The organism is Nitritalea halalkaliphila LW7 (genome assembly GCF_000265075.1).
In the GTDB taxonomy this organism is placed as follows: Bacteria; Bacteroidota; Bacteroidia; order Cytophagales; family Cyclobacteriaceae; genus Nitritalea; species Nitritalea halalkaliphila.
Genome location: NZ_AJYA01000047.1, coordinates 11,346 through 33,467 on the forward strand (window position 1 = coordinate 11,346; position 22,122 = coordinate 33,467).

Sequence of the window (22,122 nt, forward strand, 5' to 3'; positions counted from 1 at the left end):
AGCAAACTAGCCAGCGACTTACAGACGGTAAAAGACCTCCGCCCCGAAGAACAGGCTCAGATTCCGCTGCACGAAGGCCACATTTCGAGGGTCTTGGAACAGCGGTCTATGGTTAAAGAGATTATTCACGAAGAAAGCAAAGCCCCGCCCCGCCTGAAATTCCTTGTTCATGCGAAAGTTCACCAGCGTCAGCGGTGGTCGCCGCACCGGAAGTAGCTGCTCGGGTGAGGTTAAGTTATGAAAAGGCACAAACTCAGGAAGCTGGGCTTCTTCTGGGCTGACCCGGAAAACTTCACCTCTACGGTTTAAAAAGGCCGTAGGAAGGGGATCAAAACCGATGACTTGGTCCTCCTGCACCCAGACCACCTGCACCAAGCTGGACAGTACGAGTCCGGCCTGCGGAAAGCGATGGATAAAACGGAAAGAGGTATTAAACTGTCGCCCAAGGTTACCCTGTCCCGCTTGAAAGAAAGGGATAAAAGGAGCATTTACATGGCGAAAGATAAAGTTAGGGTTGATCTCCTCTCCCTCCACCGTGCTCTTGGTCCGGATGTAGGCGCCATTTACAGAGAGGGCCGTCTTTAAGACCTTCCATTCGGGGAAGTCTAAGGCAAACTCCACTCCTTGGTTCACCAAGCCCCTGTTGTTCACGGGGGCATCAAAGGCCAAAAACAAGGTATCGAAGCGGGTAGGGCTTTCCGACAGCAGGGGAGGCTGTCCGGGGCGCAGTGCTTCCACCTCGAACAGACCGCGTGCTGCGATGAAGGGCTGGCGCACAAAACTTGGCCCGCCACTGGTGCGCTCGATAAAGGCATTCACCGTGTAGCGCATGCTGCCCAGCTCCCCCTCCATGCTCAGCTCCCCCTTCCGGGAAAGAAAGCTGCGCAACTCCCGCACATCGGGTTCAATACGTCGGGTGGTCACGACCAGCAGGCGTTCGTCTGGATCTGGGGCGAAGAAATTGAAGTTGATCAAATCGATAAAGCGTGGCCCGGGACTCAGGAAATTCAGGCCCGGAACCTTAGCATGCACGCCATAGCCTGCGCGTAAGCGATGTTTCGGGTGGAGCGCCAAAGCCGTTTGCAGCCTAGGCTGCCAGTCTGTCCCGATTACGCGCTGCTCAGGGCCCGAAAGAAAGTAATGATCCATTCGCAGGCCCGCCTGCCAAGACCAGATTTTACCCCCTAGACGCAGTAAAAAGCGATCCTCCAGGTAGGCGGACACCTGATTCAGGGCCGGCACCTCATCGAAAGTCCGTGGGCGATCCCCGGCGCTAAAGTTTTGACGCGGCGGCGTCTCCAGATCAAACTGCCTGCCCGCCCCACGATTCACATCATGCCGCAGTTCGGAGCCGAGCACCAACTTGTGCGCCACATTTCCTAAGCGCAGGCTCTTGGTCCACTCCAGGCGATGGTAGTAGTTGAGCGGATTCCCCTCCACAGTCGTGATATTCAAATAGCGCGCTGGGCCGAAGGGCACTACGCCTGTGGTGTCGGTAAAAAAGGTCGGTCTCGGCCCCACATTAGTGGTAATAAACTCGGTGAAAAAAGAGTTTTGGGCATTGCGCGTCAGCGCAAAGGTTCCTTCCAGCCGATCATACCAGGTGTTATTCCCTTGCATAATCAACTGGGCATTCCATCGAAACAGACGATCTTCGGATTCCCAACTGCGCTGCGAGGGGTCTTGATCTGCCTGCAGCGCACGTGAGGCTGTGCTATTTCCCAAGGTCAGGCGGTTACGAATCAGCAGATCTCCCGCCAGCCCGCTATACTGATGTCCCAGCGTGGCCTGTCGCCGAAAAAAACGGTTAAACACATCCCGCGGATCTGGGCGCGAATCCATGGCATCCACATCCGCGCTAATCGCATGCCGTTCTCCCAGTCGGTACCCTGCCCCGCCGGAGAGCTGCAGCGCATTCGGATTCGCTCGCAGCGTTAGGTTGGGCTTAAAATCTCCGATGCGTGTCTGGACCAGCACAGCGCCCGCGGTAAAATTCCCATGCCGCGCTGAGCCGATGCCGCGTAAGACCTCCACGGACTCGATTTGATCGGCCGGAATCTGGCGCAAGTCAAAGCCCTGGTTCGCTACCGACTGAAAGGGAGCTGGAGCGCCTGGGCTACTGTTGAGGATGTTGACATTAGCTTGTAAATTCGCATCATTAGAAAGCGGGCTGCCATCCATGACGATAGCGGTCCCCATCTGAGCCACTGCATTTCCGGCGCCATTCGTGGACACCTGCCGGATCAAGATTTGCTGCGGCGTATTCACACTGGGATTAATCGCCAGCTGCCCGGGTATAAGCTGCAGTACATCCCGCAAGCTATTGGGCTGCACGTGCGCGATAGCCTCCCTTTCGATGAGGGAGCTGGTTCCGAGGCCCGACGTATTTTCTTTGGCTGTCACCGTCACCTCCTGCAGTTCCAGGCTCCGGCTTTTCAGGGTGAGGGTAAGTGCGGTAGGGGTTTGGCCTTCGGCAAAAAGCGTATCGAGGGTCTCGAAACCCATCATTTGGGCGCGAAGCCGTAGTGCTCCCGGGCCAATTGCCTGAAAAATCCCATTTCCTTCTTGATTGGTGAGCAGGTAGGCCCCGCTGGGTTCGAGCTGAACGATGGCTCCGGGGAGGGCGCTCCCACTGGGGTCTAAGACACGGATGCGCAGCGCATGCTCCTGTGCCTGCCCGATTCGGGGCAAAACAAAAAGAGTAGTGAAGACAAGCAGGGTGAGCAGGCGCATGTAGCATTAAATTTCCTGCAAATGTAGGTAATTTAATGCTACATGCAATATTGTTGCGATAAAAAACACACCTACTAGGTCTAAGCGCTACGGGCACTAGAGAGCTGCCGTCAGCACCAGCTTATACCCCACCCCGCGAATGCTCAGCAGCTGCAGGCGAGGCTCCACTGCGAGTAACTTGCGCAAGCGCGATATAAACACATCCAAGCTGCGGCTGGCATAGCCCTCCTCCTGGCCCCAAACAGCCTGCCACAGGGCCTCTTTTTCCATCACTTCTCCCTCATGCTGCCATAAAACCTGAAGCAGCAGGCTCTCCTTATACGAGAGGGACACCGTGTCATGGGGACGAAGTAAACGCTGCTGCCGGGGAAAAAACTGCAAAACACCCAGATGCAGCCCCGCTTCCTGTTCTCTTTGCTCCAGCTGTGTGCCTATCAAAAAGCGCTCCATACGCACGATGAGCTCCTCTAAGCTGAACGGCTTGCGCACATAATCCACCGCTCCCAGCTGCAGGGCACGCACCGCATCTTTCGGTAAGATACGCGCTGTGAGCATCAGCACGGGAAGCGTCGGGCGCTGCTGCTGCAAAAGCGCGAGCACCTCGAAGCCATCCCGCTTAGGAAGTCCTCCATCCAGCAGCACCACATCCACCTCAGGCGCGAGAGCAGCCGCTAAGCCCGCTTCACCATCCCGCTCCCAGCGCACCTGAAACCCCGCCTCTTCCAGCCCCTCACAGACTAAAAATGCCAAATTCTGCTCATCTTCTATCAGTACGACACGCTTCATATTTACTTCTTTTGTAGTCGATCCACGCGTAAAAGAAAGTGGGCCCCCGTGTGCCTCTCCCGGCTGGCCACCAGTTCTAGCTGCCCTCCGACAGCTGTCACCAATTGGCGCGCCTGGTAAAGCCCCAGTCCGAAGCCCGCCTTTTGGCCCTCACGGGCCAAAACCCCACGAAAATAGGGGGTAAAAATAGCCTCTTTTTCACTGTCCGAAATTCCCGGGCCATTATCCTGAACATGCACGCAGACCCCGTGCGGCTCCGTCTCCACCCAAATGTGCAGCTGGGCAGCTTCTCCCGCATACTTACGCGCATTATCTAAGAGGACATACAAGACCAGAGTCAAGCGCTTCGCCGAAATCGCGAGGTGAGTCGGGACATCAGGAGGCTGCACCTGAAGGAGCAGGTCCCGCGGTGCCCAGCTGGGGAGTTGGGCCAAAAAAGACTGCAACTCCATACGCTCTTCCTGCTCTTCCAGCAGCAGCAGACTTTCGCCGAGGTGCTGCATCCGACCCAGCTCCTCGCTAGCCAAATCGAGATACCGCTGAGCGGTGGCGGGTAAAAAATCCTTTTTTTGGAGCCGCTGAAGGGCTAGGGAAGCCACGCTCAGCGGAGTCATCAGAGTGTGCGCCAACTGCTGAAGCAGGGTCTCCCGTTCCTGAAGCCAGGCCTGCTTTTTGCGCTCTTGTGAGTGCCAAAGCGCCCATACGCTCCCTAAGGCAAGCAGCAGCAGGAAACTAAGGAGCAGGCTAGGGAGCAGCTGCCAGGTGGCGGCCTTGGACAAGCCGCTGACGACAGGGAAAAATACTTGTTGGCCTTTAAACGCACCGATTTTCTGCGGTGCTAAGGCGATAGCCCCCTTTGTGGCTACTGGCAGCACCGTCCCTGCCGTATCTAACTGCACCTGAAGTGCTAGAAAAGTGCTTTGGACCTGGTCTTGGAGAGCACGTGCCAAGGAATCCACCGGCCAGGGGGCATTTAGTCCAGCACGTAAGCGCTCCGCCAAGGTATCCTGCCAGTACATCAGCGACCCTGTAGGAGCATGCGGCGATTCCGCTCGAGCAGCAGCTCTACAGCCTCCATTTCCTTCCATTCGGGGTTTTCTGGCAGTCGAATTTCCACGAAAACGCGGTCTGAATCGGGGGCAAGCAGTCGAAGTAGTCCTTCCCCTTTATCCGTCGAATCCAAGCGCACGCGGACATAGTTTTCGCTCAGAACATCTTCCCGAAAGGCGGCATTCACTCGGTCTACACGTGCCTCTTCCTGTTGGCGAAAAAACTGCCTACTAATTTCCTCCACCTCCTCTAAAATGGCTCCCTTACGCGCCTCAAAATCACGAAACAGCAGCCAAGCCTGCAGCCCCATAAAAGCGAAAAAGAGCAGGGCCACCAGCCCCGACCAAAAGGAAGTAAAAGATTTCATGATCTAAAACTAAGGGAAAATCTCCAGTTACGGCAGCGCCTTTACACTATTTTACATCCATTTCGTTTCGCTTAACAAAACAATCTACCGCACCAACTACCTTTACCCCCATGAAAACAAGACATAAACGCTCCCCACTATTCTTCTTCGGCCTCCTGCTCATTTTATGCCTGCAGGGGCAGCAAGGCAGCGCGCAAGATGCCTCCTCCACAGCGGCAGCTCCGGCAGAAGCACTAAGCCAAGGGGCCACACTTCCCAAGGCACTGATTACCAATGACTTAAAAATAGACAGCTTAGAACTGCGTTTCCCTGATGGCAGTGGCAAGTGGCTGCTCATTGACTTTTGGGCACCTGGTGCGCCCCCTGCGTGGCAGGCCACCGCAAGCTGGACAGTCTGCAAGCGCAGTTTTCTGAGTCCTTACACATCTGGGCGGTCAGCTACGAAGAGACATCCCGTGTGCGGCGCTTTGTGGAGAAACAGCCAGCCACATTTCAGCATGTCCGGGACGAACACGAGCTCTTGGCCACTTATTTTCCTCACCGCATCATCCCCCATGCCGTGCTGATCGATCCGAGTGGCCAGATCCGAAGCATCAGTGCGCCCGAGGATTTAGATGCTTTTACGCTACAGGCTTTTCTATCCGGGGAGGAGCCGCGCGTAGCGCAAAAGCAGGACCGAATCGGATTCGATCCCCTGCGTAGCGACATTTTCGAGCGCAGCGGCACAGAGGAAGAGGCCTTTACTCTGATCGAAAGCCTCGAAGGCCTACCCACCCTTAGCATCAAAGGCTTAGGCGAGGGATTGAAGGGGCGTCGACTCACCTTGATTAACTATAGCATCAGCGGCATGATCAGAGAGGCGATGGATCTGGGCTGGAGGCGCTTCCAAATCAAAGAAGAGGAAAAGCAGGCACTGGAAGAAGAACTTTACACATTGGACCTCATCGTAGCAGAAGCCGATTCCGACCTGCTTCGTACACAGCTTTTTGAGCACGTGCAGACACATTTTGGTCTGACGCTGGACACGCTACGAGAGACAAGTAAAATCTACCGCTTGGTACTCGAGGACCCGGTGAAACGAGCGCAACATGCAGCCGTAAACCCTGAAGAGGCCGGCGCCTCGGGCCAGCACTATCGTTCGCCGGCTGCACAGCTGAAAGATCTGGCTGATTATTTGGAGCAGTTTGGCATCGTGGGCGCCATCGTGCTACCTGAAACAGAGACGGACCCCCCCTATCCTATGGACTTTCGCTTTTTCCCGGAGGATGTCGCCACCTTTTGGAAGGCGCTCGAAGCGCTCGGATTAGGCTTGCGCCAAGAAGAGGCGGAAGTTACGCGCTACCAGGTATCGCTTAAAAAAGAAATAGCCTCCCCTAAACTATTTTAAGGGAGGCGGGAGTAATCGGGCGACTTGTTAGTAACTTACTTCGAGTAGTTATTTATCTTAAAAAGATAAATTTTGATAACACAAAGGTACAAAGCATTTCCAATTACACAAAGAATTAATTATGTTTTTCTACAAAAAAAACATAATTTAAGACAATCCCTATTAATTTTGTAGGGTTTTAACCTGTGCTTTTACTCGCTAAATGACACGAAGCAGGAGGCGAGTTCAGAGAGGCGCGGAAAACTGTATAGCGCCCTAATGAAAAAGAAAAAGCGGCTATCTGCCGCTTTTCTTTTCATTAGGTAAATAGGTTTGCGTTGATTTTGCCCGAGAGGGCGTCCCCCCCGGCCACTTCATTTCGTAGTGAAGCATGCTAAATCCTTATGAGGTGCGCTGAAAAACACGCACATAATCTACGACCATCTGCTGTGGAAAGCGCGTACTGCCATCCGGATTCCCAGGCCAGTTTCCGCCCACTGCCACGTTAAAGAGGAAGAAGAAAGAACGGCGGAATTCGTCCAGTTCGGCGGGGCTGGTGTCAATGACGAAAAACTGTACATCGTCCAGCAACCAAGTGATTTTCTCTTCTTCCCAAATGATGGAGAAGACGTGAAAGTTATCGTTAAAGATGCCTTCCTCTAAGGTGGTGAAGCCCCCAAAGTTCGCCCAGCTGCCGTTATTATCCCAATGCAAGGTACCGTGCACCCGGTTATCACGTCCGAAGGCACTTCCCCCTACCATTTCCATGATATCGATCTCCCCACAGCGCGGCCAGCCCACTTCCGTGATGTTATCGCCCAGCATCCAGAGCGCCGGCCAAATGCCCTGTCCTTTCGGAAGGGCTGCGCGGATGTCGATGCGTCCATACTGAAACGATTGGCGGCCTTGTGTTTTGATGCGCGAAGAGGTAAATTCTCGTCCGCCAGCCGCTTCACGACGGGCCTGAATGACCAGATAGCCATTCTCCACACGTACATTTTCTCTGCGGTACCACTGCAGCTCGTTGTTTCCCCATCCACAGAGATTCGGGCAGCCATCTCCAAGGTCAAAGACCCAATCCGAGGAGAGGCTAGTGCCTGTGAACTCATCACGCCAGACCAGGGAATATCCTGCATAACTTTCGGGGCTCACATAGCCCGTTTCCGGAATAAAGAGCCCGAAGACGGAGGGAGCGATGCTCACCTCCTCTTCTGCTACGATAAAATCAGCCTCCGTCGTATGAGCTTGTACGCGAATCGTGAAGTTGCCAGGCTCGGAATAGGTAAATCGGGCCTCAGTACCACTCACCCGCTGAGGCAGTTCTCCTGGTGTGCCGAAGCTCACTCGGAAGAAGTTGGCATTCGTAGCCGAGAAACTGACGACCACCTCTCCGCGCGCCTCCGTGCGGACACTGACCTCTAAATTCGAGGGCAGCACCAGCTGCTGGTCCACCTCCGACTGGGTACACGCCTGTGCCACAGTTAAGAAAAGAACGACGTATAGGGATGAAATAAAGCGTATCATAAGCATGTTTTAATCATTTGGAATGAGTCGGAAGGTCCACCAGACGCTTCCATTATCGGTAATATCCAGGGTCAGCGTGAGTGCACGCGTACTCGGATTATAGTCTAAAACGGTATACGTTACCGCCGCATTTTCACGCGGAGGACCTTCACTGTATTCCCCTCCATTAAAGGCTTTCGGAAGGGCGATAAAAGCTCCTGTCCCGCGCACCGTGATTTTCGCTGGGGTATTTCCAGAGGCTGGGGTAAAGGTGTACTGATGGGTGCCTGAAGCCCAAGCGGCCCCCGGGTGCCGGCTAAGTTAGACTCTGGCTGACAGCCGCCTCCGAAAATTCCCATGTAATCCTCGGCATAAATATCCCCGTTCGCATTATAACGATAAGTGCCATCAGCCTGAAAGATAAACGCATCATTCCACAAACAAGGTCTGTCACCGGAAATATTTAATCCGTTAGGGAAAAAAGAGTCTGATCCGGGGGCTGGTCCTACACCGAAAGCCCCTACCGCTGGTTCTAAACTCCAGGACTGCGTTCCTGATCCGATCAAATCCTGTAGCGTAAAGGCTCCTGGCGCTGGCTCCTGTGGTCCTGTAGCCTCCTCCGAGGTCGGGATAAGCACGAAGTTCCAAAATAAGCTGCCATCTGTAGAGATATCGATCGATAAACTAAGCGCCCGCGTTTCTGGATCATAGCCGATCACATCATAGGTAACCGATTCATCTGCACGAGGTGGCGCCGCAGCGTATTCGCCCCCATTAAAGGCTTTCGGAAGGGCGATAAAGGCACCCGTTCCACGCACCGTAAGCTTCGGAAATTCCGTCGCAGTGCCTGGCGTGAAGGTAAAAGCATGTGTACCAGAACCCCAAGCAGCCGCCGCAGTACCGGATAGAAGCTCCTCGGAAACACAACCTTGAGCACCTAAGCCCATATAATCCTCCGCGAAAATATCCCCTTGGGCATTATAGGTAAACACACCATCCCGTCCGAAGGTAAACTTATCGTTCCATAAACACGGTCGGTCCCCAGAGATGTCAGTACCATTCGGGAAGAAAGCCTCACTTCCACGCGCAGGCCCCACACCGAAGGAGCCTGCCCCTGGTCGAAGCATCCATGTACGCTTCCCGGGACCTACTAAATCATTCAGTGTAAAGGCTACATCGGGATTCTCCGGCTCTGGCTCCGGCTCCGGATCTGGAACCACTTGCAAGCCCGCCGGTATGAGGCGCACGTACCAAGCCAGGGATTCATTCGACTGATCCACGAAGCGCAGGAACATTTCATTTTCTTCCAAGCGGACGATCTGATAGGTTCTGCCTCCGGCAAAGTAGCCAATAAAGCCCGGTGAAGAAACACTTAAGACTGGGTTTCTTCCCTCTTCCTCCACGATGTTCCAGGTTAGGCCTCCCGGAGAAACGAATGGAGCCGATAAATCTCCCACTCCTGGGTCGAAGGCACCCGGAAACTGGCTCCCCTGAGCTGCATTTAAATACACCAAACCACCTGTATTCCAAATAAACTGGAAGTTTTCAAGCTTAAAGGTGTAGCGGGTATTGTACATGCCACTGCCTACTTTTTCATTCGGCTGTGCCTGATAAAATTCTGGAAAGTCGCCGTTTACGGAAGGGTTGGGGCCCACCCCAAAGTGCCCTACGCGGGTGGAATCGATGACCCACGTTTTGCCCTCCGCGGCATCCAGACCACCTGTCAGTAGATTAAAAACTGGGCGGTCTAATAGGGTGGGATCAGTCTCGTCGATCACAATCTCACGAGAGAAGGATTCGCTACCTCCCGCATTAAAGACAGTAAGCGTCACCGTGTAGGTACCTGCCAGTGGGTATAGCCCCGTCACGGTGCGGCCTTCTGCAGTGGCGCCATTTCCAAGGTCCCACTTCATCATGAAGAAGTCTCCTACGCCCGTAAACTGGATGATATTCGCGCTCTGCGCCGTAGGCTGGAAGTTGAAATTCGCATCTTCCACACTGGGGGCCTCTGCCGTCAGGCGAAACTCCTCTGTACATGCCCAGCCCACGAGAAGTAGCAGGGCGAAATAAATATAATGAATTGATTTTTTCATGTTTACACGATTAATAGCCTGGATTTTGTCTCCAATTTCCTCCTGCCAGATCGATTTCTACCTGCGGAATAGGAAATAACTCATGCTTACCGGGCACGAAGCCTGAATTCGTCCAGCAGCTCTGCCGGTACGTACCAGATCCCAAAAGCGGTAGCCTTCGCCAGATAATTCCAGGCGGCGTTCGCGGTAGATATCCTCGAGAAGCTGCATGCCGGATGAAGCGATCGGTGCTACGCCTGCGCGCGCCCGCACCTCATTCACCAGAGCGCGGGCACGGCCATCATTTCCACTTTGGGCGAAGGCCTCCGCCGCCATCAGCAGCACATCAGCATAGCGAATGGCGCGGTAATTCTGCGGACTGGTCAAGTCGTCATCTGGAAGGCCCCGCTCAAAATCCCGCTTGATGTACTTATTATTAAAGTAGCCTGTATGACCCCCGCCTCCGATCGCGAAGCTGATGTCCTGGGGATTTGGCTGTGCGGCGATGAAGTTCTCTAAGTGCAGAATGGTCACCTCACGGCGTGGGTCATTCCCGAAGAAATCATAGAGCTCCTGGGTGGGTAGGTTATAACTGTTACCGTCGCCGTAGAAAGGCCCTACCCAATTACGAATCGCATGAAAACCTGGGGCTGGGTTACCTTGTAGACAGACGAGGCAACCGTAATCGCCCCCTTGAAGGCCTGAATGCTGGATGGTGAAGACATCTTCGCTGCTGTTTTGATTGGCCACTAACCACATCGTTTCGATAGCTGGATCTAGCGCATACCCTGCCTGATTGGTGGTGATAAGCGCTTCCAGCACTTGGCAGTCTCAGCAAATTTGTTTTGGTAGAGGAGCACTTTGCCCTTTAGGGCCATGGCGGCCCCCTTCGTGATGCGTCCTACCGGCAGGTTAATCCAGGGGAGCACCTCAATGGCTCGGTCTAGGTCGCGCTCGATCTGTGCATACACTTCGGCCTGCGGTGTGCGATCCAGCTGCGTGACCTCGCTTATGGAAATGCGGCGGTCTATGATCAATGGCATATCGCCGAAGTACATGGTGAGCGTGAAATAATAATAGGCGCGAATAAAGGAAATCTCCGCTAATAAGCGCTCCTTAGCAGGGAAATCCAGTCTATCCTGGTTTTCGAACACGAAATTCGCCCGCGTGATACCTGCATAATTGAAACGCATCACATCACGAAGCTCATTATTTATCCCGCCGTGGTTCATATTTTGAATCTCGTGGAGACCTGCGTGTCGTTTACGCTCTCCCCTCCCGCTATGGAGTTATCGCTGGCGATCTCACCGATCCACAGCTGCAGATAGTTGGTCTGCATCAGGTCATACACCCCGATGACGGCCCTCTGGAAATCCTCCTCTGTGTTAAAGAAATTTTCCGCATCCTGAGTAAATTCTGGCTCCAGGTCAAGCCACTGCTCGCAGGACTGTAAAAATAGTCCGAGCACAATTCCTAAGCTTAGTATCTTTTTCATTTGCTTAAAATCTAAAGTTAACGCCTCCCATTAGCACGCGCGCCTGCGGAAAAATCCCGTTATCCACTCCTGCGAAAAGTGGATTAGGCGCTCCCACATCCGGGTCAAAGCCCATGTAGCGGGTGAGGGTGATCAGGTTATTCGCAGCCACATAGACCCGTAAAGCGCGCACCCCTACTTTCCCGCTCACCGCCTCGGGGAGGGTGTAGCCGAGGGTGACATTGCGCAGGCGCGCAAAGGATCCGTCTTCCACGAAAAAGTCTGAGAAGACTGTATTTCGTGTGGGACCGGTCGTGAGACGCGGAAATTCATTCGTCGTCCCGGGACCCGTCCAGCGGTTGACGTTATAGGCCATTTGGTTCGCAAAAGGCTGCTGACGCTCATAATTTCGAATGATGTCCTGGCCGATCGCTGCATAAATGTTCGCAGAAAAATCGAAGCCCTTAAAATCCATGGACAGGTTAAGTCCCATGATATAATCTGGTATCGGCGAACCTAAAAACGTCAGATCGGATTCGTCGCCGAAAGCAATGCGCCCATCCCCATTAACATCTACGAAGCGTAAATCTCCAGGCCGCGCACCGGGCTGGACCACCGGGCTGGCAGCGATCTCTTCTTGTGACTGCCAGATGCCATCGGTTTTAAACCCAACGAAATAGCCTATAGGGAAGCCTTCCTGGAAGCGGGTGGCGATGTTCCCTCCCACCCCAAAGGCTGCTCCAGGAATAAAGTCCAAGCCTTCCGGTACGCTGGTCACGCGATTCGTGAGAAAGGTAATGTTATAGTCCACTCGGAAATTCAAGCCGCTGCTGCGCTGCGTCGCCCAGCCGATTTCAAGCTCCAGACCGCGGTTCATCACATTACCGGCATTGATAACGGGAGGAAAACCACCTGGCCCATAGGAACCCAAAAGGGCGGAAACTGCCGGCTGGAACAAAAGATCACGGGTTTCCTTGATGAAGTAGTTGGCGGTGAAGTCCACATTGCGCAGCAAGGTAAAATCTAAGCCAAAATTCGTCTGGTAAGTCGTCTCCCAGCGCAGGTCAGGATTACTAAAAGTACCCACCGCAGCACCATTTACGATGAGATCATCAAACACGTACCGGGCGAGGCCATCCATCAAGCCGCGAAATCGAAAGAGGCCGATCTGATCATTCCCCGAGATCCCAAAGCTCGTTCTCAGCTTCAAAAAGTCGATGGGGCCGCCCGTGCCGAAGAAGCCTTCATCTGATATCACCCAAGCTCCAGAAACTGCCGGAAAATAGCCAAAGCGGTTATTTGGGCCGAAGTTAGAGGAACCATCGCGGCGGAGAATAGCGGAAAACATGTACCGACGCTTGTAATCGTACTCCCCACGAACGAAAGCAGAAAGCAGCCGCTGCCGCGCCCGGAAGGAGCCGGCATTATTTAAAAAACCTCCTGGCGCCTGGTTAGCAGAAATGGCCGCGAAGGCAGGATCATTATTGGGAATGTTAAAGCCGACCCCATTCAGTCCCATACTGCGGTTACCAAAATAAGAAACCCCGGCAGTGCCTTTTACCCGATGGAGCGCTGTAAGCTGCTGATCATAGTTTAGGAAAGCTTCTAAGTTGTAATCTAAAAAGGAATTACGGCTCTCGAATGCACTGGCACCTCGTTCGATTTGTATGCCACCGATATCTACGAGCACCGGATCCAGGTTCTCATTTCGCGCTGTGTTCGCGAACTTTCCGGGTCCATACCACACGAGAGGATTAAAAACACGTGTATCTACGAGGGCGAAGTTATAGCCTGCACGTCCATTTAGGCTGAAATAATCATTGATTTTATACGCGACCTCCTCCTTACCTACGATTTTATTGACATAGGTTTCATTAAACGTATTTTCGATTTGCGCGAGCGGATTGATGATATCTTGCACATCCTCTAAGAAGGAAAACCGGTCCCCGATACGTACCGGCTCCGTAGGATAGGCATTAATGGTGTTAAAAAGTACCGAACCGATTCCCCCCTGGGGAATGCCGCTGGCCTGCTCATGGGTGTAAAGTAGCACACTGGTGAGCGTCACCTTTGGCGCTAGCGCCGTGGTAAAGTTAAGGCGAGCATTGTACCGCTCGAAATTAGAGCGTGGGCCACCGACGATTCCTTGTTGCCCGAAATAGGAGCCCCCGATGGAGTAGGAGGTCTTTTCGCTCCCACCTGTGATGGTGAGGTTATACTCCTCGATGGGGGCTGTTTGGAAAACTTCTGCCTGCCAGTCTGTCCCGCGTCCTAACTGCGTGTTCGCGAAGGGTCTGGGTAAGCCGCCAGCGGCAAAGGCTTCGTTCTTTAAAATCGCATATTCTGTGGCATTCAGGAGGTTGAGCTTGCGCTCTGCCTCTTGCACCCCTCTCCAAGCTGAAAAGTCCACGGAGGCACGTGTATTCTTACTGCCTTTTTTCGTTTCGATCAGGATGACGCCATTCGCTGCGCGCACACCATAAATTCCCGCAGTACCATCTTTCAGCACATTTACGGACTCGATGTCATTTGGATTCAGGGAGTTAAGTCCTGCCGCATCGAAGATGATTCCATCTACTAAAATCAGGGGGTCATTATCTCCAAAGGTACTAAGTCCACGAATACGAATGTTGGACGTGGCCCCAGGTGCGCCAGAGTTCGTCGTGATGGTAACCCCTGCGATTTTACCCTGCAGCGCTTGATCCACTCGGGGCATATTCATCGCGGTGATGGACTCCCCATCTACCTGTGAGATAGCTCCTGTAAGTTCCTTTTTCGTGGAGGTACCGTAACCCACCACCACGACCTCATTTAAAGACGTCAGCTCATCCGCTAGGGTGATGCGCAGCTGCGTTTGGCTGCCGATAGTAATCACCTGACTGGTAAAGCCGATGAAGCTGACTTGCAAACGATCGCCTTCGACCGCGGAGATGGTGAAATTTCCATCCAGATCCGAAACAGTACCTACACTGCTTCCGAGTTTTAAAATGCTCGCTCCCGGTATGGGATCGCCGCGATCATCTACGACACGACCACTGCGTGTGCTCTGTGCGAAGGCAAACAGACTCCAGCAGCAAAGCATGCTAAGTAATAGAAGTTTTCTCATGGGTTTTGGATTTATTGCCGAGACGAATGAGCGCATTCTCCTGCGTAAAGCCAAAAAAAGGGATGCGCTAAAACTACATCAGCGCGGTTTTCGGACTTTCTCAAAACTACATCAAACACCTAGAAAAACTTGATTTTTAGCCTGAAAACAAGCTTTTTCAATTGCTGAGGAAGAAGGTTCCGCTCATGGCTTTTATACATCCTATTTTCTCATTATCTTCGGTGATACATCCAAACAAAAGCGATCGAAATGCGGCAGTTCTACCTACTTTTTTTGGTTTTCAATCTTTTCGCGATGCAAACAAGCCCTGCTACAGGTCTTCCCTTCACCCGTTTTTATTCCAGCAAAGTGTACAAAGGCGGTATTCAAAACTATGCCTTCACGCAGGATAGCTATGGAAGCCTTTTTGTGGCGAATAACTTCGGGCTGCTGCATTATGACGGCACCGACTGGCAGCGCTTCGGGCTTCCAAACAGCACGAAAATCAGGGACCTTTGGGTGGAGCATGACGAAAAAGTCTACGTGGCTGCTCAGGGAGAAATCGGCTACTTTCATTTTCAAACTGGGCCTGAACCCGTCTACCACTCCCTTCTCGACCGCCTTCCTGAAGGCTACCGAGACTTAGAGGAGGTTTGGAAAGTTTTTCGCCTGCACGAGCACCTCGTGTTCTGTACCTTCGACTATCTTTTTATCTTCGATGAACACGAAACACTTATCCGCATCATCGAAAGTGATAGCGGTTTTTTAAGTTTCCATCAGCATCAGCAACAGCTTTACGTTCAGGATAGTGATAAAGGACTGCTTCGGCTGGAGCGAGACCGCCTGCAGACCGTTCCTCAGGGCGAATCCCTTACTAAAAACCTCATAAGAGGGATGGTGACAATCAGCCCGATGTGCTGCTTCTCCTCCAAGAAAACGGCAGCGTGCTACAGCTAAGCGACACAGAACGGCGCCCCTGGGCGGAATTAGTCCTTCCTGAACTGCGCAGTATCAACGTGGTGAGTACACTTAAAAATGGGCACATCGCCATAGGAACGCAGTTTGATGGCCTGTACATCCTAGATGAGAAGGGGCATGTCCAGCTGCATCTGGACCGTAATAAAGGACTGGAAAACAGTACGATATTAAGTGTTTTTGAAGATCGGGCGGGCAATCTGTGGCTCGGACACAGTAATGGCATCACCCTCGTAGAGCTCAGCCTTCCATTTCGGCTTATCGATCAGCGCATGGGCGTTCTCGGCACCGGTTATGCAGCTCGAACCCACCAGAATGCCCTCTACTTAGCTACGAATATTCATTTGGCTGTTTTGCCGCCTGCGGCAAAGGACGCCTATCCCGTACCCAATGGGGAAGGACAGGCCTATGGGCTCACGCAGCGGGGAAATGAGCTCCTAGTAGCGCGGCACTCGGGCGGCTATGCATTAGGAAAAAATGGATTAGAAGCCCTGGGGGGACAGGTCGGTGTATGGGGCTTTTTACCTATGCGCGAGCAGCCCGACCTATTTATCGCTGGCACCTATAATGGTCTGGCGCTCTACCAAAAAGAAGCTGGCGGCTCCTATCGCCTCCTCCACGAAATCGATGGGTTTAAAGAATCCTGCCGTCTTATTCAGTGGGAAAGCGATGGCTCTCTCTGGATGTCACATAGCTATAAAGGGGTCTACAAGCTTACCCTTTCCGATGACTTAAAACGCGTTAGTGCGCGGCTGTACGGCACTGCAGATGGGCTTCCCACCAATCTGATGAATTCGGTGTGGAAAATAGGAGGAAGAACACTTTTCACGACAGAATATGGCATTTACCGCTACCTGCCTACAGAAGATCGTTTCGAAAAAGACCCTACATTCGCACCCTATTTTGAGCATGACATGCTCATCACCAGTCTGGCAGAAGATCCTGTGGGAAATATTTTTTTCATCGGGAATAAAGAAGTAGGGGTTTTAGAATCTCAAAACGACGGCAGCTACAAGAAAAACCATCAGTTGTTTAATAAAATCCTGCCCTTACTAAATGACGACCTACAAAACGTCTCCCTAATCGGGCCGAATGAGGTCTTATTTGCTGCGAATGAAGGCTTTATCCGCTATACCTTACGCGATGCGAAGGCGGTTCCCCCGCAGTATCCTACACTCATCCGGGGAATCTATCGAACAGGTGGTTCAGATTCCCTCTTGTACAGAGGGGGGAGTAAACGGCTCTTCGACCAAGAGTTCGTGGAAGCGCCACATAAGCGAGCGCAGTTTCCATATAGCATGCGGGATTTACGTTTTGAGTTCACGAATACCATTCCGAATCAAGAGCTTTCTACGCAGTTTCGCTTTTACCTAGAAGGTCTAGAAAACGACTATGGCGAATGGACGGACAAAAGAGACCGGGCATACACGAATTTACGCGAAGGACGCTACACGTTTTATGTGCAGAGTAGAGATCTATACGGGCAAGTTAGTGAAGCGGCGGCCTTTTCTTTTAGTATTTTACCCCCTTGGTACCGCAGTCCCTGGGCATATAGCACCTATTTCGTAGGCGCTCTCGCTTTTTTATTTATTGGTTTTAAACGCCTGGATCGTGCTTACGAACAAAAAACCGCGGCCATTACGGCCAAACAGGAGGAGGTAATCGCGGAGACATCCTCTCAGCTCGAGCGCTCGCAGCAGGAACTCGAACAGCTCCGCACCGAAAAATTAGAAGCCGAAATCCAAAGCAAGAATAAAAAGCTGGCCTCGGCCACCATGCAACTTTTAAATAAAAACGAATTTATCGATCATGCAAAAAACCATTTGAACCAAATCATCAAAAAAAGCCGCAATCAAGAGGTCAAGCAGGAGCTTCAGAAAGTCATCACGAGCATCGATAAAAACATCGCTCAAGACAACGATTGGGAGCAGTTCGAACTCTATTTCGACCAGGTCCATGGAGATTTTATGCAGCGCTTTAAGGGGGCCTATCCTACGCTCAGCCCTCAGGAGATCAAGTTAACGGCCTACCTCCGGATGAACCTTTCTTCTAAGGAGATGGCCTACTTGATGAATATCAGCACCCGAGGGGTGGAGATAGCACGCTACCGCTTGCGAAAAAAGTTAAACCTAGAACGCAGTGAAAACCTGCAGGAGTTTATATTAAAATTTTAATTGGCGCTGCGGAGTCAGCCATCGGAAGGAAAGGAAATTGACATCCCCGCATGGCCCTTTATGTAGTAAGGACAGGCTGTACCTCGGGGGAGATAAACAGCACATCAGTTAAGAAAATTAAGCCCCTGATACTGTGCTATTTTGCGCTTCCGCGCAAAAAACAGGCATTTTTTCAAGTCTAAGGCTTGTCGAAATTAAAAAAAGCCTTTACATTTGTGCCACAATAGAACGCAATTGATCCAGAGGAGTGGCAGAGTGGTCGATCGCGGCGGTCTTGAAAACCGTTGTACCGAGAGGTACCGGGGGTTCGAATCCCTCCTCCTCTGCTTAATAGAATCCTAACTTACTGTAATTGTGTGAGTTAGGATTTATTTTTTCAGCTATCTATTTCTACGCGTCGTTTTACAAGCTGTCAGAATCAAAAAAGCATCAGACTGGGCAAAAAGGGAATCTTAGACTCAAGCCAAAGAATCTATTAAAACACCTTTTCTCAAAAAATTATACATATATTTGAGTAGGTATTTTTATCAAAACATCCCTTGCGTTTCACTCCGCTTTGTTGAGCAATTCATAATGTAATGATTAGTTTGGCGTTAAAACATGATCAAAACGATAGCACCGTTATCTAAAATACTGAGTAACTACATCGCGTATTTCTACGTCTTCACCAATCCAGAACTAAACACGATGAGTTATGTGGCTTTTCCACACACAAATACGTGCATTTCGCTTTTTAAGGGTGTTCAAATCGCAAGGGGCGATCTTTCGCTTACCATTACCGGAGGTGAAGAGGTAAAAAATGAGGTTTGCGTTGAAATCACTGGAAAATATACACAACCATTTTTTGTGAGCTATCAGGGTTCGTTTGAAGAAATAGCCATTATTTTCAAACCATTAGGAGCAAGCTACTTTTTACAAAATGACTTAATCACATATGCTCCCTCCTTTTCTCAAGCACTTGCAGTGCCGCACTGGCACCTCCACACTGAGCGTTTATTTAAGGAAACGACATTATCGAAAAGGATTGAACGTTTAGAAACTTTTCTATTAGAAAACTTACAGAAAAAAGAGGATGCTTTAGTAAAAAAAGCTGTTTATCTTTTAGAGGATGTCGAAAAAGATTACACCATACAGGAAGTCGCTGACCAATGTGCGGTATCTCATAAAACCTTGCAAAGGGTTTTTAAGAGATGGCTAACCTGTTCTCCCTCGGCATATAAGAGAATTTCAAAGTTTCGACATACACTTTCAAAAGAAGGGCTTCAAAAAGAAATCAAAAAACTTACAGAAGTAGCCTATGAAAGCAATTACTACGACCAATCCTACTTCACTAGAGACTTTAAAAAACTTACTGGGATAAGCCCTAAGGCCTTTTTTAAACGCGTAAGTAAGCTAGAGGAAAATGAGATTATCTGGGAAATCCGATAATTGTCGCAAAAGTCCAATTTTTACATAGCGCCGAAGCCTTACTTTTGTGCTGTTTATACAGCTTTATCTCAACACACTTCGACAATGAAGATTACACCCGAAAACCTTGCCGTTGAAAAGTATCGGCTTGTGGAAAAACTGGAACACCATGAATTAATCCCATTCGTTAAAAATCATCTAAACAAATGGTCCTATGTCTCGATAACCTTTTACCTAATAAATATTGCTTTTCTTTTATTAGGAATCTTAAGTATTTATTTTTGTTTTCAAGAAAAAAGTATGGGGTGGGATGACATTATTTTCTATTACACATTTGGCTTTACCGTATGCTTTTTACTAATCCCGATCCATGAATGTATACACATCTTAGCCTATAGAGCTTTGGGCGCTACAGAAACATCTTTAGATTATAATTTAAAAAAATTATACTTTGCAGCATTAGCAAATAATTTCGTTGTCAATAGACGTGAATTTGCATTTGTCGCCTTATTACCTTTTATATGCATCACACTATCTTTATTAACACTTTACTTTTTTGTAAATACTAATTGGCAATTAACCATTCTAGCTACTCTGCTCTTACATACTTCCATGTGCTCAGGTGATTTCGGAATAGTCAACTATTTTATCACTACCAAAGACCCTAATATCGTAACCTATGACGACACTAAAAATAAAATATCTTATTTTATGACGAAATAAAATAAAACTAAAATGAATAAATACATGTACATTTCTATACTTTCCTTCCTACTGCTTGCTACGGGATGCGCAACAGAAGAGCTTCCAATAACCTTTGAAGCAAAACTACTATCGACCACAGATAGGTCTATGTTAGCCTATATGGACAGCGGGGAGATTCGTAACTCAAGGCACCAAGTAATTGCAAGATTCGAAAATGACACCCTAACCAATACCCAAAAGCAAACACTCGGCTTTAGTGTAGGAAATCGACTCTTTACGATGACTGAACAAGAATTAGGGCTTGTAACGAACACTACGGTACAAAATACAGCAGGCCAAACAATAGCTAGTGTAGAAGGGAATAACTTAAACGATAAAGCAGGCTTAGCCATTGCCATGTTCATTTTCTTTCTTAATGATTAGCCTGATGTAAACCCACTATATAAAAAACCCTCCACCTAAGGATTAAATTACCGTTAGTCTTTGTTAGGAGGGCATGCTCTTATCATTTCTCCTTGAGAAAAGGCGAAAAATGATACCGAAGCCCCAGGCTGGCAAATTGAACCAAGGTAAAATTGAAAACTTGATCTACATTTGCTCCGCCTTCTAAGATCCTATAACCCGCTCGAACCTCCACCTTAGGACTGATGTGCCGGCTAGCGCCTAAAAACACATCAATGGCCCTACCTTGACGTGCTCCTAAAGCATCCGCCTCTAGGAAAAAAGTGTTACCAGCGGCTTGATAGCTGGCATAGACATGCAGCAGGGGGACAAACCCAAGGTCATCGTTTACTCGGGAAGTAATGTCATTTTGTGAGGTGACATTTTCCAAGGTGATGGCTGCATCCCTTATTTTGGCAGTAAATCCCAGCGCCAATAGCCACCTCTCATTCTCAAATAAGTCTCTACGGTAAGTCAGCCGATAACTGTTAAAACGGTAACTACCTGTAGTAGGTAAGCCTTCAGAAAAAATAGCTCCATCAAAAGCGATTGGACGGTTTAAGGCATCGGTAGCATACTGGATCCGAAGAGGCGCATACAGAGCATAAAGCTTATTCTTCTTATTAAATGTAAACTCTAATCTCGCTCTAAATGGAATAACTCCTCCTTCCGTGGTAAAATCATCTTGAAAGCTGAAATCGGATCCTCCCTCATTCGGTACACGGATATCGTTGTACCCCGGAAAAATTAACCCCGACTCTAAATCAAGTACGAACTGGCTAAATGCCTGCGGCACAAAAAAAAATGACAAATACGAGGGAAAAAACGATACGCATGATGCTAAGTCTTAAAGGTTAAACGCGTTCTTTACTCCTACTAACGACTCAGCTGACTCCTTGTTCCGTCTATTCCAGAGATTTAGATGCAAAAATAATGGAACCAATAACGTAAGAACGGAAAAAACCAATACCAGTAAGTAAGAACCATCAAGTTGAAAAACGGAAAAAATAAGAAAAATAAATAAACGCAAGGTTGTAATTCAACCATTGTCATGATCCGATTAGTAGGAGATAAGATAATGGATTCAAAATTCCTTCGGTTGGTCATGTTTTTAAAATTCAAGCCAACATTTTGCCTATCATTAATTACATAAGCAGCACGCGCCTCTAAAAAATGATTATTCCAAAAATTATTTTGATTCAAAGGACTGAAAAGTTTAGAAACCAGGCTTACTTTTAATTTATTTTTAGGTAAAAATTTAAGAGATAAGCTTGCATCAGATTGATAAAAAAGGTCCTGTCTTAAGGAACGCACACCCTCCGTAGTTTGTGTACTTTGACTTATTTAAAAGAAGCGCATTTTTAAAATTTAAAGAAAGCCTACCGATATCATTTGTTGAAAATCCGATTTTAAAATCAGCAGATTCAGACTTAAAGGATTGAAAATTATTAAAACTATTTTCATTATTCACAATAAAATAACTTAGTTGAAAATTTACATTGGTCAATAATCGAGGAAGGTATTTATCAACGTCTACCGATGTATTTAAAGTAGGTTTGAAATAATTAAAGGTAAATTCATTTATTTCAGCAAATTCATCCAAGACTTGCTCTCTTGCTGGTATTTTTTGAAAATTAATAATACCAGTTAAATTTGCTTCAAGCTTCTTCTTGGGGTTCGTCCATTTAAGAGCCCAAATTAAGTTAAAACGCTCAGCTACAAATAAAGTAGCATTACGGGTAATAAAGGTGTTAAAGTCACCAAAATAGGAAAGACCCGAAATATCCCAAGCATCTATGGGTTTCCTAAAATAAGAAGTAGAAAGAAAAAAGCCGTTGATGAGCTGGCTTGATATTGAAATTTAGAGGCAAAGTCCAGTAACAATTCATTTTTCGATTCCAGTTCTGCGGTGCTCATTTCCAAAGACATGGCAAAAGAAGACTTCTTATTGATATCTCTTACCAGCGTCGATGCAAGATATTTT

19 protein-coding genes and 1 tRNA gene are annotated in these 22,122 nt (G+C 49.4%); 7 read left to right on the forward strand and 13 right to left on the reverse strand.

The window, feature by feature from the left end:
• Positions 1-18: 18 nt before the first annotated feature.
• From A3SI_RS13430 to A3SI_RS13445, 4 genes are all read right to left on the reverse strand, one after another.
• Positions 19-2,733 carry a TonB-dependent receptor gene (locus tag A3SI_RS13430; protein ID WP_009056727.1) on the reverse strand — a complete coding sequence of 905 codons (2,715 nt, stop codon included), beginning with the start codon at positions 2,731-2,733 and terminating at the stop codon, positions 19-21.
• 96 nt (positions 2,734-2,829) lie between these two features.
• Positions 2,830-3,519: a response regulator transcription factor gene (locus tag A3SI_RS13435; RefSeq protein WP_009056729.1), complete on the reverse strand. Its 690-nt coding sequence runs from the start codon at positions 3,517-3,519 to the stop codon at positions 2,830-2,832.
• A 2-nt stretch (positions 3,520-3,521) separates the two neighbouring features.
• On the reverse strand, positions 3,522-4,607 hold the full coding sequence (locus A3SI_RS13440) for a sensor histidine kinase (RefSeq protein WP_083836526.1): 1,086 nt from the start codon (positions 4,605-4,607) through the stop codon (positions 3,522-3,524).
• Positions 4,538-4,936, reverse strand: coding sequence for a hypothetical protein (locus tag A3SI_RS13445; protein WP_009056732.1), 399 nt, complete (start codon positions 4,934-4,936; stop codon positions 4,538-4,540). The genes A3SI_RS13440 and A3SI_RS13445 overlap by 70 nt, the downstream gene beginning before the upstream one ends.
• Positions 4,937-5,279: 343 nt before the next feature.
• On the opposite strand from A3SI_RS13445, the gene A3SI_RS13450 reads away from it, so the two are divergent.
• A complete protein-coding gene (locus A3SI_RS13450) occupies positions 5,280-6,323 on the forward strand; it encodes a TlpA family protein disulfide reductase (protein WP_083836527.1) in 1,044 nt (347 codons plus the stop codon).
• A 381-nt stretch (positions 6,324-6,704) separates the two neighbouring features.
• Here A3SI_RS13450 and A3SI_RS13455 read toward each other — a convergent pair whose 3' ends face one another.
• From A3SI_RS13455 to A3SI_RS13470, 6 genes are all read right to left on the reverse strand, one after another.
• Positions 6,705-7,826 (reverse strand): glycoside hydrolase family 16 protein, encoded by a 1,122-nt coding sequence (locus tag A3SI_RS13455; RefSeq protein WP_009056734.1) that lies wholly within the window; start codon positions 7,824-7,826, stop codon positions 6,705-6,707.
• 119 nt (positions 7,827-7,945) lie between these two features.
• On the reverse strand, positions 7,946-9,898 hold the full coding sequence (locus A3SI_RS13460) for a PKD domain-containing protein (RefSeq protein ID WP_009056736.1): 1,953 nt from the start codon (positions 9,896-9,898) through the stop codon (positions 7,946-7,948).
• A 57-nt stretch (positions 9,899-9,955) separates the two neighbouring features.
• Complete coding sequence (locus A3SI_RS21025; protein ID WP_238531766.1) at positions 9,956-10,699, reverse strand: RagB/SusD family nutrient uptake outer membrane protein; 744 nt, start codon at positions 10,697-10,699, stop codon at positions 9,956-9,958.
• Positions 10,654-11,109 (reverse strand): RagB/SusD family nutrient uptake outer membrane protein, encoded by a 456-nt coding sequence (locus A3SI_RS21030; RefSeq protein ID WP_238531767.1) that lies wholly within the window; start codon positions 11,107-11,109, stop codon positions 10,654-10,656. The genes A3SI_RS21025 and A3SI_RS21030 overlap by 46 nt, the downstream gene beginning before the upstream one ends.
• Positions 11,106-11,372, reverse strand: a complete 267-nt coding sequence (locus A3SI_RS21035) for a hypothetical protein (protein WP_238531768.1) — start codon at positions 11,370-11,372, stop codon at positions 11,106-11,108. Before A3SI_RS21035 ends, A3SI_RS21030 begins: the two co-directional genes overlap by 4 nt.
• A gap of 4 nt (positions 11,373-11,376) precedes the next feature.
• Complete coding sequence (locus tag A3SI_RS13470; protein WP_009056737.1) at positions 11,377-14,457, reverse strand: SusC/RagA family TonB-linked outer membrane protein; 3,081 nt, start codon at positions 14,455-14,457, stop codon at positions 11,377-11,379.
• Between the two features lie 294 nt (positions 14,458-14,751).
• Between A3SI_RS13470 and A3SI_RS19760 the strand changes: the two genes are divergently transcribed.
• The 6 genes from A3SI_RS19760 (at position 14,752) to A3SI_RS13495 (ending at position 20,120) form a co-directional block, all read left to right on the forward strand.
• Positions 14,752-15,393, forward strand: coding sequence for a hypothetical protein (locus A3SI_RS19760; RefSeq protein WP_238531769.1), 642 nt, complete (start codon positions 14,752-14,754; stop codon positions 15,391-15,393).
• Positions 15,381-17,585 (forward strand): triple tyrosine motif-containing protein, encoded by a 2,205-nt coding sequence (locus A3SI_RS13475; protein ID WP_050977532.1) that lies wholly within the window; start codon positions 15,381-15,383, stop codon positions 17,583-17,585. The genes A3SI_RS19760 and A3SI_RS13475 overlap by 13 nt, the downstream gene beginning before the upstream one ends.
• A 241-nt stretch (positions 17,586-17,826) precedes the next feature.
• Positions 17,827-17,911 (forward strand) — tRNA-Ser (locus A3SI_RS13480).
• A gap of 274 nt (positions 17,912-18,185) precedes the next feature.
• Positions 18,186-19,013 carry a helix-turn-helix domain-containing protein gene (locus A3SI_RS13485; protein WP_238531770.1) on the forward strand — a complete coding sequence of 276 codons (828 nt, stop codon included), beginning with the start codon at positions 18,186-18,188 and terminating at the stop codon, positions 19,011-19,013.
• An 84-nt stretch (positions 19,014-19,097) separates the two neighbouring features.
• Complete coding sequence (locus A3SI_RS13490; protein ID WP_009056740.1) at positions 19,098-19,715, forward strand: DUF3267 domain-containing protein; 618 nt, start codon at positions 19,098-19,100, stop codon at positions 19,713-19,715.
• A 12-nt stretch (positions 19,716-19,727) separates the two neighbouring features.
• The gene (locus A3SI_RS13495; RefSeq protein WP_009056742.1) at positions 19,728-20,120 is read left to right on the forward strand and encodes a 5-fold beta-flower protein; all 393 of its coding nucleotides are present in this window, start codon (positions 19,728-19,730) and stop codon (positions 20,118-20,120) included.
• A gap of 82 nt (positions 20,121-20,202) precedes the next feature.
• Here A3SI_RS13495 and A3SI_RS13500 read toward each other — a convergent pair whose 3' ends face one another.
• The 3 genes from A3SI_RS13500 to A3SI_RS21040 form a co-directional block, all read right to left on the reverse strand.
• Positions 20,203-20,949, reverse strand: coding sequence for a hypothetical protein (locus A3SI_RS13500; protein WP_009056743.1), 747 nt, complete (start codon positions 20,947-20,949; stop codon positions 20,203-20,205).
• Between the two features lie 465 nt (positions 20,950-21,414).
• A complete protein-coding gene (locus tag A3SI_RS19050) occupies positions 21,415-21,741 on the reverse strand; it encodes a hypothetical protein (protein ID WP_156810309.1) in 327 nt (108 codons plus the stop codon).
• A gap of 191 nt (positions 21,742-21,932) precedes the next feature.
• A partial coding sequence (locus tag A3SI_RS21040; RefSeq protein WP_009056747.1) for a hypothetical protein occupies positions 21,933-22,122 on the reverse strand: 190 nt, incomplete at its 5' end.

Coding starts and splice junctions, on each gene's coding strand:
- A3SI_RS13430 (WP_009056727.1), bottom strand. CDS start 2,733: ATGCGCCTGCTCACCCTGCTTGTCTTCACTACTCTTTTTGTTTTGCCC.
- A3SI_RS13435 (WP_009056729.1), bottom strand. CDS start 3,519: ATGAAGCGTGTCGTACTGATAGAAGATGAGCAGAATTTGGCATTTTTA.
- A3SI_RS13440 (WP_083836526.1), bottom strand. CDS start 4,607: ATGGAAGGAAATGGAGGCTGTAGAGCTGCTGCTCGAGCGGAATCGCCG.
- A3SI_RS13445 (WP_009056732.1), bottom strand. CDS start 4,936: ATGAAATCTTTTACTTCCTTTTGGTCGGGGCTGGTGGCCCTGCTCTTT.
- A3SI_RS13455 (WP_009056734.1), bottom strand. CDS start 7,826: ATGATACGCTTTATTTCATCCCTATACGTCGTTCTTTTCTTAACTGTG.
- A3SI_RS13460 (WP_009056736.1), bottom strand. CDS start 9,898: ATGAAAAAATCAATTCATTATATTTATTTCGCCCTGCTACTTCTCGTG.
- A3SI_RS21030 (WP_238531767.1), bottom strand. CDS start 11,109: ATGAACCACGGCGGGATAAATAATGAGCTTCGTGATGTGATGCGTTTC.
- A3SI_RS21035 (WP_238531768.1), bottom strand. CDS start 11,372: ATGAAAAAGATACTAAGCTTAGGAATTGTGCTCGGACTATTTTTACAG.
- A3SI_RS13470 (WP_009056737.1), bottom strand. CDS start 14,457: ATGAGAAAACTTCTATTACTTAGCATGCTTTGCTGCTGGAGTCTGTTT.
- A3SI_RS19760 (WP_238531769.1), top strand. CDS start 14,752: ATGCAAACAAGCCCTGCTACAGGTCTTCCCTTCACCCGTTTTTATTCC.
- A3SI_RS13485 (WP_238531770.1), top strand. CDS start 18,186: ATGATCAAAACGATAGCACCGTTATCTAAAATACTGAGTAACTACATC.
- A3SI_RS13490 (WP_009056740.1), top strand. CDS start 19,098: ATGAAGATTACACCCGAAAACCTTGCCGTTGAAAAGTATCGGCTTGTG.
- A3SI_RS13495 (WP_009056742.1), top strand. CDS start 19,728: ATGAATAAATACATGTACATTTCTATACTTTCCTTCCTACTGCTTGCT.